Below are 11,596 nucleotides of genomic sequence, written 5' to 3'. Positions count from 1 at the left end.
CAAATGTCGAAGCTGTCTAATGTCAAAGGAAGAATCAACTATATCACCAGCCACGCACGGCAGGAGAATCTTTACGCCACCTATCAAACCGCCGATTCGGCGTTTTGGTCTGCCCTTGCCAAAGAGGCGCAAATTGAGTTCAAGCGCAGTAATGTTGAGGGAAAGTGCATTGAAGCGAGGGAGCTGATTATTGCGCTTCCCGAAGAATATACAAGGCTAAATCCTCAGCAAGTGTTGGAGAGCTTTACGGACGAATTCCGCAAGCGGTACAATGTGGAGTGCGTCTCGGCGCTTCATCACAACAAGCGCAAGACCAACTACCACATTCACCTGATATTTAGCGAGCGCCGGTTATTGGAGCAACCCGAAATCAAAACCGCTTCACGCAATCTCTTTTACAACGAACAGGGCAAGCGTGTCCGTACCAAGAAAGAGATTGTGGACGAAAGCGGCAAGCTCCGCAAGGGCTGCACGATTATCAAAAAGGGTGAGGTTTACGAACAGCATTTATTCACCTTCAAGGACAAACAATTCAAGGGCGAGCCGTTCTTGCAGGAGGTCAAGGCATTTTACACTGACCTCATAAACAAGGGCGTTGACAATCCAGAACACAAGCTAAAGGTGTTTGACGGCGAAAGCGTCTATCTACCAACCAAGAAAATAGGCAAGAACAATCCGAGGGCGGCGGAGATTGAAGCTGATAACGCCGCAAGGCAGGAATGGAACCGCACCGCTGATTTGGCGCTGGTGTCGGGTATTGAGGAAGTCAAAATCCTCGCCGTGAAAAAGGAGGAGATTCAAGAGAGAACAAGTGAATCCATTAAACAAAACGGTTGGCTGCCAAAGCTGTTCCGCTCGATTGTCGGTAAGGCGAAGGAGCTGTTGCGGGATATGATCCGCACACAGCAGTTGACACCCAAGCCTGTGCTGAGCATTGATATGGACGAATACCGTGTTATGCAAAAGCTGATGATAAAGTTGCAGGACGAAGCGGCGGCGATTCGCCGACTGCAAGACGTGGAGCTACCAAAGCTGCAAGCGCAACTTGCCGAAATAAAAGGTTTGTTCAAGGGCAAGGAGCGCAAGGCATTAGAGCAGAAGATTCAGCAGACGGAGAAAACCATTGCCGCCAAGCTGGACGCAATCCCGACGATATTACAAGGCGACGGCTATCCTGATACACAGGTATTTATAGCCGCTTTCAAAAAAGCAACCGAGATTGTCGAGCAATACCGCCGTGACCTGTCCGAATGGGAACGCAAGGTGAAATCCAACCAAGCCCCTGACAGGCAATCCCCACCGCCCGAAAAGCAGAGCGTGAGAAACAGGCTCAAACAGCTTCAAGCGGAGAGCAAACAGCGCCGCAACCGCAACCGCCGTTCCCAAGACATCGAAAGATAGCACGACAAAGCCGACGGAGTTTTCTATTCAAAGCTCCGTCGGCTAAATTTTTTATTGATGATATGTCACGCTTTTAGACTTCAAAAGGTACTGTTTATGCGCTCTCTAAGGAGCAAAACTTGATTATTAGGGTAATATCATTAGCATAAGATTTTTTGCGTTACAGGTGAGTTTAAATGTTTATACATTATTTCCTTTAATATTCAATTTGCGTATCTCTTCAAACACAGCCTGCATTCCGTTCACACCAGGGATATGTGCGCTGTTGGGTATGACTTTGCAAGTAAGATAAGGATTATCAGATTCTTCAACGAAGGATACAATACTGTTTGTGCAAGTTACAATATCTGTTTCTCCCTGTATGATGTGATACGGGACAGACACGTTTTTAAGCGTTTCGCGCAAATCAAGCTCTGACAACTCCGTAATAAGACTTGTGTTTTTCATATAACCGTTCATTACAATTGCTTTAAAATCTTTGAATTTGTAATCGGGACTTGTCAAAATACCGCGTATAATTTTACCCACCTCGGCTTTGGGCTCGTTTGGATTGTTGTAGCCGTATGTATATTTTTTTATTGCGGCGCTCAGCTTCATTACCGTCTTTTTATCGGTTGATTTGGAATTGACGGCGGCTTTGATTTCGGCTTTTATTTTTTCGGGCGCTTTGGATTTCATCAGCGCGTCTATTGTTTCTTGACTTTGCATCAGCTGATAGAGCACCTGACCGTATGTAATCACCCCATCAATCAATTCAGGAGACCTTTGTGCAACCATTGCAGATAAAACCGATCCCCAAGACATTCCCAAAAGCCAAACAGCATTTTGAGGGAATCTTTTTTTGATTTTCTTAATTAACTCAATGGTCATATTTACAAAGTCATTAATAGATATATCGTCGGACAGCTTTGCATTATTGATACCGCAGCCGTATTGATCCCAAGACACAAGAATACATTTATCCGTAAATTCGGGAAACAAGCCTCTTGCGCCGACGCAGAACGGAATCGGCGAACCCGGACCGCCGTGCAGCGTAATCACTACCGGAAGATCTTTCGTTTTTCCTTCTATCAGCACCTTCTGCGGATAACCGCCCAAAATGAACTCTTCAACAGTTGATACTTTGTTTGCTTCTATGATTGCTTTTCTTTGTCTATTCATCAGATTTCCTCATTTCAATTAGAAATTGTTCGTACCACTTGATTGCAAAAGACATTAAATCACGCCCAAAGCGTGCGGTTGCAAGCTGAAAAAAAATAATATCTTTCGCTTCTTTATCTAAATTATCGTAATTGTTTGAGTGCATAAATAATTCTGATTCATCGCAAATCATCTTCAATGAATCATATTTATTCTTTAATTCGGTAATGTACTCCTGAGTATTTTCAAAACGTTTTTTCTGTTTTGAAAAGCCCATAAAATAAATTTTCGATAGTTCGGGACACTTTATCCCCGCAGAATCAATGGGGCTGTTAATCCAGGTGTTAAATTCCTGTCTGCCGGCGTCGGTAATATAGTATTCTTTTTTTTTCTTTCCATTATCCTGAATATCACGGTAATCAATGTATCCGTTATTAAGGAGTTTTTTAATAGCCGCTTGTATACTCCCTGTGCTGCTGCTGTACATAATATTCAGCCCTTTATCAATCCGGCTTCTCAATTGATAAATTGTCCTGTTGCTTAGTATCAGCAAACCAAGAATAATATAGTCCGTATCCACCCCTCCGATATTACTAATAGTAACATAATTATAATATCGTCCGTCGCATATGTCAATAGAAAAAACCGCCAAGCAGGAAATATCCAGCTTGGCGGCTGTGCTGATCAGGTGTAAATCAACTCTGCATTTACAATCTTCGTTGCACCCACAGCATTTGGTTGTCGGCTTTGAGCTGTTTGGTTACGGACAATAAGAATAATAGCAGACAGCCACTACACTGCCTGCTACTGCAAATAATATGTATTAAACTGTTAGTTACTCCCATTCGATAGCACCTAAACAATTCCGTGTAGGTATTATTATCTGTACTATCTGTGGTTCTTTTGATTATTTGATATATCCATATTCTCCTGCCTATATCCCCTCTTGTTATCATTTTGTTATCAGCGTTGATAACAGCGAGAGGATTTAGCCGTGTTGGATAAACTTTTTTGTACAGCTATTATATCGCATTTTAGCTTTGTTTTCAATAGGATTAGTATATTATTCGTATCTTTATTACTTGTTATTTAATTGATAAAACAGCGCAAATAATGACACATATAACTACTATTACAGCGGCAATTATACTGATTGATTTAGCAAATCTTCTTCCTCCCGGATTGTTTCTAATCTTAGCGAGCACACCTGTGGAAAAGAATATACCTGTAATCAATGCTCCAACAGCAAGACCAAAGCATGTATATTCTATACATTCAAGCAAAGGATTTATTTGCTCAAATTTTAGTCCGACAAACACCAATGCAGTTAAAAGTGAAAGCAATCCAATTAAACTGGATATGCATAATCTTTTAGTCAGTAATTGCTTTTCTGCTTCTGCATAGTCTGCCATTTTTAAAGTTGTTTCTTTTAAATCTTCGTTCATTTCCTCACTTTTCCTTTCTCCGTTAAGAAGCTCGCGTATATCAATGTCGTAAAAATCTGCAAGCTCAACAATGATTGATAAGTCGGGCATATTGTTGCCGTTTTCCCAGCGTGACACAGTCCTGCCCGAAACGTTCAGTTTTTCGGCGAGCTGTTCCTGCGTCAAGCCTTTTTCTGTTCTCAGCTCCCGTAAGAATGAGCCGATTCTTTTTTGATCCATACGGTTATTCTCCTTTCCTGACACAAATCATAACTCAAACCGCAGCTTTTGAACACGACATAAAGTGAGAAAATGCCGTTTTTATGCGGTAGACACGTGTGTCGGGTCTTGATAATCTCCTAAAACAAGTGATTTTTTGTTAAGATGATGGTAATAACGTAATTATACCATAATCACAAGCGCTTGACAATGTTTCAGCCGCAGGGCTGAGTATTATTCCTCCCTGCGGCTATACTTATCAGCTATAAATCAATTCTGCGTTGACAATCTCTGTTGCTCGGTTGCGGATATTGTTCATCCTTGCAACCCACAGCATTTGGTTTTCCGCTTTGAGTTGTTCGGTTATACCTTCCTTTTCGGCGAGTTGTTTTACTAACCGAAAGAACATATCCTCTGCCTGCTCGTTAATGTCGGCAAGGTAGGCGGTGAGCTTGCAGCTCGTCAGCAGATTGGTATAGCGGATTTTGTGGTGCTGCTTGATGTAGCGTAAATGCCGCTTGCCCCAAACGCCGATTTCAACCTTTGGCTGTTCGGGTAGTTTAAGGTCGGGTAATAAATAATCGCCCTGTTGTGTATAGCTGATTTCAAAATTGTGTTTCATTATAGAATCCTCCAAAAAAATATTCGCACATATATCACAGCTCCCCGATTGCCACATTTTGTTATAATCTGTTATCAGTTTTTCTTTCCCTCATCTTTGCCCTTGCGAGCTGTCGGGAACGATATAATAAAATGTGAAATCATATGTCCGCATAAGGTGAGCAAACTGCGATAAATCCACTGTTTATCAGGCTTTTGGAGGACTTTACTAACAACCTATGATATGCTATAATAGCCATAGATTATTTCAAATTCAAATCGGAATTTAGAAAGTAGGCTGAAAATGATAATACGATATTTACAACAAGAGGATGATCTCCTTGAAATAAGCAATATATATGAATGCAGTTGGAAATACGCATATAGAGACATTATTCCGCAAGATTATCTCAACAGCATACCCAAAGGTCGCTGGGCAAACACCGTTACCAAAACAGGACTTTATACACTTGTATTAATAGAGAATGAAATGATAATCGGAACTGCAAGTTTCTGCAAATCCAGATGGGAAAAGTTCAGCGAATATGGAGAGATCGTTTCAATCTATTTTCTGCCTGATTATATAGGTAAAGGCTATGGTAATCATCTTTTGAGAAAATGTATAGAAGTATTAAACTTGCTTGGATTTACGAAACTTTTGCTGTGGGTTTTAGAGGATAATTGGAGTGCAAGAAGGTTCTATGAAAAAAATGGTTTTTGGTGTTCTAATGAATACATGACTGATAATATCGGTGGAAAAGATCTTCGGGAAATAATGTATACTTTTCCTGTTCAAAATTCTGATTTATAGCTTTAACCGATAACAGGCAGCCAATGGAAAAGGTTGCCTGTTTTTTATGCCTTGAAACGAATCGCAAGCTACGATATTTCTCTCATTTCTATATAATATATAATACCTTACGCCATTTACGCCAAAACTTACGCCAAACGGTGCAGCATTTATAAACACTTATAAAGACATATGGAAAACGGCAAAATCGAAAATGGCTTGAATAAAGTGTTATGGATGGTTATGAACGGTTTTTCGCATGATGTATCGGAAAACCCAACAATCGCAACACCGAGGGAAAAGGTATCACTACCTTAACCCCTCGAGTGCTGCTCGAAATAATGGCTTGAACAGTGGGATTTAGAGGCTAACTTCGTCAACATTTCCGCCTCGCTCTTGCGAGACTTTCCGCAGCCGACCTTCGATGCCTTCTTTTCGCACACTCGGCACAATATTTCTGATTATTCCGTTTTGATGTGGGAATAAACGGTTTATTGCAATCCATACAATAAAAGATCATGTCTTGGTTTAATAACTGAGCTTCAAGGGAAGGACTGTTTGGCAAAACTGCTTTTCTGAAATAGTTGCAGCATATATGGAATGAAATGCTCTGTACACATACGCATGGTTCACCGTCGTCAAGTGGCAGGCAGTATCCGTCCTGATAATTGGCGCAGAAGCGTTTGATCATCTTTTTTACTTGACGGTATTGCTGTAAGTTCATTTCTTGGATCAACCCTACCGCCTTTGTCGATCATTATCTTTCTCCGGCCTTACCGAACATCGCCGCTTTGTAATCAGGCGCGATTACCTGAAGGAGATATCTTTCATTACCGCACCGATAAAGGCAAGTACCTCGTTCGGGATACTTGATCAATTCGAATTCTGACGGTTCAACCATCAGAGCGTCCATATACTCCTTGGGATTGATCTGTCCGGCATTAAACAGGAACTGGTGCGTGGGGATGGAGAACAACGGCTTTGTAAACTCACGAATAGAGGGAATCAAAAAGTCCTCGATGTTCTGGGACTTCAGAATGATCGAGGATTCTTTCTTACGCACACGCTTCATAGCGTTGCGGATATATTCGATTGCGGTCATGTTGGTAAGGAACAAGTACAGCTCATCAATAGATGCAGCCGTGTGACCTTCGCCGAGAAGCTGGTTGCTCATAAAGGACAGGATATTGAACAGCATAGTGTCTTTTAGGCGCTTGTTCGTTTCAAGCAAACCCTTTACACCGAACACAAGGAAATTGGAATCCTGGATGTTCGTATGTCCGTTGAAATACTTGGACTCTGCGCCGACACACATCGAGTTAATGCCGAGGCAGATATTTTGGAGAGTCTCCAGGGTGTAGATGTTTCGTACCTCGGAATCGTAGATGTCATACTCCTTCTGACACAACTCATAGAAGTCAGACGTTGTCGGATACTCATCTGCCTGTTTGACTGACAGATCTGTACCGTCATCGATGCCATATCGCCTGTATAACTTCTGGAGCAGGATCTCAATGGTGTCGATCTCCTGATCGGAGAAATCCTTATAGCTTCTGAAGAAGTCCTTGAGAAAAGCGATGTGCTGGGACAGCTGTGTCACCAGCTTAAAGGCTTCCGGTGTTCCTATATCTATGTCGCCTGTGCCGTCAGACCATGCCTTCGGCTCCAGCGGATTGATGATGCTCTCGCCTGACATAAAATCGATATAGGTACCGCCGAGTGCTTCGCATAACTCCTCATACTCCGACTCGGGATCCAGTACGATAATCTTCTTGCCCGACTCTCGGATGTTCGTAAGGATCAGCTTAAGAAGATAGGATTTGCCCTGACCGGAGTTGCCGAGGATCAAAACATTCGAAGTGGTCTTATCCTCTGCCCTGCGGTCAAAATCCACAAGGATATTGGTGCCGAATTTATCTCGTCCGATATACAAGCCATCGGGATCGGTCTTGCCTGAGAAGATAAACGGATACAGATTTGCAACCGAGCTTGCGGGTAAAACGCGCTCATATAAGGCGCCGAAATGATTGGATCCGATCGGAGACACAGACAGGAATCCTTCTTTCTGCCGTAGCATAAGGCATTGAGCTGTGTCAGAGTGTCGTTCTCATCAAACATAAGGCACAAATGTCTGCCAATATCGTTATCTGAGTAGCTTTTCACCTGAACATCATTGTCTTCGTCATCTGAAAGGAAGATTTTATCAGGGGTTGTCCTGAGTCCCATCTTCCAGAGATCCTTTTGAATATCTACATTGTTTCGGGGCAGTGTTTCAACTAAAGTGAAGTTATGCCCCATGATTACTGCGTTGATCAAGTCATGATCACTCCTTCTCCCTGATCATACTCGGGCTCATCTTCCAGTTCATCAAGAAACTCGCCGCATCCGTAGTCAGAAACGCACACATAACCGTCTTCGATGAACTTACCATGATACTCTTCCATCATGTACTCGCCGAATGCCTGAAAGTCAAAGTATTCCTCCATGTCGATACATAAGGAATAGACGTTGCCGTCCTTGTAATCATTTACATAGTAACGGCCAACGTCATCTTCATCGTTAGCTTTCGGAATATAAACAAACTCATCAAGCCGATCGGCAATAATATTGAGGTTTTTTGCGGAACGGACTTCTGAGTAATCAGCAACAGCACGAAGCTTAGCCCAATCCATCTTTTCATTGGCTAACTCTGATGCCAGTTGTGAAAGCTTTATGACACCTTCTACCTCAAGGATCTGCTGAAAGGCAGGAATAATCGGCTCCATGTCTACATGGTACGAATTGATGGTTACATCACAATCCTCAGGGCTTTCTACTCCCAGCCTCTCGGCTGCAGTATTCAAGCTCTCGGGATCCTCGGCAATGGCAACGAATTCCTTTTTCCCTTCATGCTCTAAATCCACAGCAAGAAAACTGTCATAATAGTGATACTCAGGAAAATTCAGTCCGTCATAGACTTTTTCGAACGGTGTGTCATTCACAACCAGAATGCCGTATTCGGTTAACTTGAACTTTCCTTCTTCGATCAGCTGTTTACCAATGTTCTCGTACATCTTGTCATCAGAATCATCAGCCGGAATACAGCCTTGCGTAGAAAGGATATATTTCCTACCTATCGATGCAGGTGAACTCACATCGGTAAGAAGTGCGTATCTATGAATATTGAAGGTCAGATTGATCATATCTTTCAGATTGACAAAACCCTCGTGCTTCAGTCCTGAGTAGAACTGATGCAAGCCCTAATAAGTAATTTCTTAAATTGCTCTGTATTTTCGTAAAATCAAAACGTTTAGGACATAGAATACTATCACAAATAATAGTAATGCACTTATATAGGGAAGCGTTGCAGTAAACCCTAAACCATCTATAAGTATTTTTTTTAGCCCAGTACAACCATAATAGATTGGCATACAATATGCAAGTTTATCAATATGCGCTGGAAGTCCTTCGATAGGCAATACTCCCGAGAAAAATACCTGTGGTATTATGATTAATGGTATGAATTGAATTAACTGAAATTCAGAATTAGCAAATATTGATACAAATTCGCCTATAGAAACAGCAGAAAACGCAAGAAGAATCATTATTAATATTGCAAAAATTACATTACCTTTAAACTCAACACCTAGCACATACCTAACAAATAATAGTATTATTATCGCTTGTAGCATTCCAAAAATCCCAAAGCCTACAGTATAACCTGTAACAACTGTACTTCGTCTTACTGGTGTAAGCATAAAACGTTCCAATGTTCCGCCTGTTCTTTCTCGTACAAAAGAAATCCCAGAAATAAGAAAAACAAGAAAAAAGCAAATGATTCCCAATAACACATAACTTAGTTTTTCAAAATTTGTAGAAAGATTATCGCCATAGATATACTTTATCTTCATAGGCGGAGTCTTCATAATATCCTTGTATAGATTTGTAATAGACTCTTCAACAATTTGAAAATATACTGAATTATCTTCCAAAAGATGAACTTCATTAGTTGTAAAATTAATAACTGCATCCGTAGATTCTTTAGTAAGAGATTCTTCTTCATCTATGTCATCTACACATTCAACTGAACTAATCCTGTCAGCACTTTCATAGAAATCAACAATTTCATTGCTTGCTCCGACAAGTGTTACTCTTACTTCTGCGTTATTATCTCCTAATAGAATATACAAAAATGTTATAATTACTAAAGGAATAACAAATATCATAGCTAAAGAACGTCGATCGTTCTTCATTTGCTTACATATTTTCTCAACAATTGTTTTCATTATTTGTTCTCCATTTTAAAAATATTTCTTCGATATTACCTGAAAAGCTTTCAAGAATATTGTCAACAGTATCATTTTTTATTATCTGACCATAATAAAGAAATGCAGCATTATCGCATTCTTTTACTTCGTCCATAACATGCGTTGAAACTATAATCGTTTTTCCGGATATCTTAAGCTTGTGAAATTCATCCCAGATAGAACGTCTTAATAACGGATCTATACCTACAGTTGGTTCATCAAGCAGAAGCACTTCAGGTTCGTGAAGAAGGGCAATTGCAAGAGACAGTCTTTTTTTCATTCCACCTGAATAATTTGTCACAAGTTTATTTCGCTCGTCCCATAGCTCTACAAGTTTTAATGTTTTTTCAACCCGTTCATTCAGTTCACGTTTTTTTATTCTATGGAGCTGACCATAAAATTTCAAATTATCCATCGCAGACATATCATTATACACACCATCATTTTGTGGCATAAAACCAATATGCTTTAAAGGCTCAAAACCAGGGATACCATATTCTCCGATCTTTATTGTTCCTTCATCAGCTTTCAATGCACCTATAATTATTCTTATAAGTGTTGTTTTTCCCGAACCTGATGGTCCCAACAAACACATTATTGTGCCAGATTCAACATTCAGGTTAACATTATCTAACACAGTTTGTTTTTTAAAACTTTTTTTTACATTTGACAAATTTATATTCATATTAATCAACTTACCGGTGCGGCACTGGTAAAACTAATCAAAAACGGAAGCCGCCAAATTTTCCATTTTTTTAATAAGTCATTATGAGAAAAACCAAACTCCCATGAATTTTTTCTAAATTTTGTTTGTAAGAAAATAATATAACTAAATATACTGTTTTTATAGCACTATCCGCAAGTTAAGAGATTGTCTGAAATCAATCAGACTATATTTATCGCATTATATTTGACTTTTTAAAGAATTCCAGCTTTGCGATTTTACTTAATTGTGGACAGTAGTTTTTTAGAAAAGATTAATAATCTCCATTGGATCTTCAAAAAGATTAAAACAATCATTTCAAATTATTGTTTTGTGATTAATATACTGTATATTGTACATATATAGTGTACAACAATTTTACCTCATAAATGCTGGAAAACCAAGCATTTCGGTCAAATTATACTCGGACGTTTAGAGTGACTGTAACACTACCGAGCGAGTGTTAACCGCGGAACCAAAAACAGCTTATTTATCACTTTTTTTTAAATGACTATCTTATTCTTTTTTACTGTTTTCGGATCACGCCGGTAATCACCCTTCCGCAATAATGACAAGCGTAGTTTTCGGTGACTGCACCCACGATCGGCGCGCCGCAGCCGGGACAGCGATCCTTGACGATTTGCTTAGAGAGCGAAATTCTCAGCACCCCGCCGTGCTTTTCCGGGGAGCAGCCGCGCAGATACCCCTCTTTAATTGATTTTACGATTTTTTTATAAACCCATTCGGGAGTAATACCGCTTGACTGTCCCAGCGGAGAATTCGCCCTGCTTATCTGCGCCAGCTCCGATATTGAAATAAACGGAGTGGGAATCTGAGCGAAACGCCGCGCGTAATTCTGGGCAGTTTCTATGGACAGCATCCGCACAAAGGTGAACACAAGCGCCGAGCCGACGGCTACAAGACCAAACGCAGAGAAGATGATCACATTCATCATGCTTGCTCTTATCAGCTCGAACGAAGAATAACTGCGTCCCGAAAGCAGGGTTTCCCTCAGGTATTCCTCGTTATTATA

General features: G+C 40.5%; 12 protein-coding genes and 1 pseudogene. 3 read left to right on the top strand and 10 right to left on the bottom strand.

Annotated elements, in window-relative coordinates:
* Nucleotides 1-1,401: MobA/MobL family protein (locus tag JKK62_RS07010; RefSeq protein WP_243411782.1), on the top strand; the 1,401-nt coding region annotated here is incomplete at its 5' end.
* Nucleotides 1,402-1,581: 180 nt separating this feature from the next.
* On the opposite strand, the gene JKK62_RS07005 is transcribed toward JKK62_RS07010, so the two are convergent.
* The 4 genes from JKK62_RS07005 to JKK62_RS06990 all read right to left on the bottom strand — a co-directional run bounded on the left by JKK62_RS07005 (nucleotide 1,582) and on the right by JKK62_RS06990 (nucleotide 4,806).
* Nucleotides 1,582-2,562 (bottom strand): alpha/beta fold hydrolase, encoded by a 981-nt coding sequence (locus JKK62_RS07005; RefSeq protein WP_201427300.1) that lies wholly within the window; start codon nucleotides 2,560-2,562, stop codon nucleotides 1,582-1,584.
* Nucleotides 2,555-3,121 carry a PadR family transcriptional regulator gene (locus tag JKK62_RS07000; protein WP_366503148.1) on the bottom strand — a complete coding sequence of 189 codons (567 nt, stop codon included), beginning with the start codon at nucleotides 3,119-3,121 and terminating at the stop codon, nucleotides 2,555-2,557. The genes JKK62_RS07005 and JKK62_RS07000 overlap by 8 nt, the downstream gene beginning before the upstream one ends.
* A gap of 505 nt (nucleotides 3,122-3,626) precedes the next feature.
* On the bottom strand, nucleotides 3,627-4,205 hold the full coding sequence (locus JKK62_RS06995; protein WP_201427299.1) for a helix-turn-helix domain-containing protein: 579 nt from the start codon (nucleotides 4,203-4,205) through the stop codon (nucleotides 3,627-3,629).
* A 238-nt stretch (nucleotides 4,206-4,443) separates the two neighbouring features.
* Entirely contained in the window at nucleotides 4,444-4,806 is a 363-nt protein-coding gene (locus JKK62_RS06990; RefSeq protein WP_201427298.1) for a TnpV protein, read from the bottom strand.
* A 282-nt stretch (nucleotides 4,807-5,088) separates the two neighbouring features.
* On the opposite strand from JKK62_RS06990, the gene JKK62_RS06985 reads away from it, so the two are divergent.
* The gene (locus tag JKK62_RS06985; RefSeq protein WP_201427297.1) at nucleotides 5,089-5,595 is read left to right on the top strand and encodes a GNAT family N-acetyltransferase; all 507 of its coding nucleotides are present in this window, start codon (nucleotides 5,089-5,091) and stop codon (nucleotides 5,593-5,595) included.
* 171 nt (nucleotides 5,596-5,766) lie between these two features.
* A complete protein-coding gene (locus JKK62_RS17765; RefSeq protein ID WP_279380608.1) occupies nucleotides 5,767-5,892 on the top strand; it encodes a hypothetical protein in 126 nt (41 codons plus the stop codon).
* A gap of 58 nt (nucleotides 5,893-5,950) precedes the next feature.
* Here the strand turns inward: JKK62_RS17765 and JKK62_RS17965 are convergent, their stop codons facing one another.
* The 6 genes and pseudogenes from JKK62_RS17965 to JKK62_RS06955 form a co-directional block, all read right to left on the bottom strand.
* Nucleotides 5,951-6,298, bottom strand: a complete 348-nt coding sequence (locus JKK62_RS17965) for a cysteine-rich VLP domain-containing protein (protein ID WP_201427301.1) — start codon at nucleotides 6,296-6,298, stop codon at nucleotides 5,951-5,953.
* A 33-nt stretch (nucleotides 6,299-6,331) separates the two neighbouring features.
* A pseudogene (locus JKK62_RS06975) lies at nucleotides 6,332-7,654 on the bottom strand (VirB4 family type IV secretion system protein); the annotation flags it as partial.
* Nucleotides 7,655-7,886: 232 nt separating this feature from the next.
* A complete protein-coding gene (locus JKK62_RS06970; RefSeq protein WP_201427296.1) occupies nucleotides 7,887-8,756 on the bottom strand; it encodes an antirestriction protein ArdA in 870 nt (289 codons plus the stop codon).
* Nucleotides 8,757-8,828: 72 nt separating this feature from the next.
* Entirely contained in the window at nucleotides 8,829-9,839 is a 1,011-nt protein-coding gene (locus tag JKK62_RS06965) for an ABC transporter permease (RefSeq protein WP_201427295.1), read from the bottom strand.
* Nucleotides 9,823-10,533 carry an ABC transporter ATP-binding protein gene (locus tag JKK62_RS06960; RefSeq protein WP_243411781.1) on the bottom strand — a complete coding sequence of 237 codons (711 nt, stop codon included), beginning with the start codon at nucleotides 10,531-10,533 and terminating at the stop codon, nucleotides 9,823-9,825. Before JKK62_RS06960 ends, JKK62_RS06965 begins: the two co-directional genes overlap by 17 nt.
* Before the next feature lie 556 nt (nucleotides 10,534-11,089).
* The coding region (locus JKK62_RS06955; protein WP_201427293.1) for a hypothetical protein at nucleotides 11,090-11,596 on the bottom strand (507 nt) is incomplete at its 5' end.

The sequence above is a fragment of the Ruminococcus difficilis genome, from assembly GCF_016680995.1.
The sequence above is the reverse complement of the archived record's forward strand: the minus strand, read 5'-3'. Positions and strand labels throughout refer to the sequence as shown.

Coding starts and splice junctions, on each gene's coding strand:
- JKK62_RS06965 (WP_201427295.1), bottom strand. CDS start 9,839: ATGAAAACAATTGTTGAGAAAATATGTAAGCAAATGAAGAACGATCGA.
- JKK62_RS06995 (WP_201427299.1), bottom strand. CDS start 4,205: ATGGATCAAAAAAGAATCGGCTCATTCTTACGGGAGCTGAGAACAGAA.
- JKK62_RS17965 (WP_201427301.1), bottom strand. CDS start 6,298: ATGAACTTACAGCAATACCGTCAAGTAAAAAAGATGATCAAACGCTTC.
- JKK62_RS06990 (WP_201427298.1), bottom strand. CDS start 4,806: ATGAAACACAATTTTGAAATCAGCTATACACAACAGGGCGATTATTTA.
- JKK62_RS06970 (WP_201427296.1), bottom strand. CDS start 8,756: ATGATCAATCTGACCTTCAATATTCATAGATACGCACTTCTTACCGAT.
- JKK62_RS07005 (WP_201427300.1), bottom strand. CDS start 2,562: ATGAATAGACAAAGAAAAGCAATCATAGAAGCAAACAAAGTATCAACT.
- JKK62_RS06985 (WP_201427297.1), top strand. CDS start 5,089: ATGATAATACGATATTTACAACAAGAGGATGATCTCCTTGAAATAAGC.
- JKK62_RS17765 (WP_279380608.1), top strand. CDS start 5,767: ATGGAAAACGGCAAAATCGAAAATGGCTTGAATAAAGTGTTATGGATG.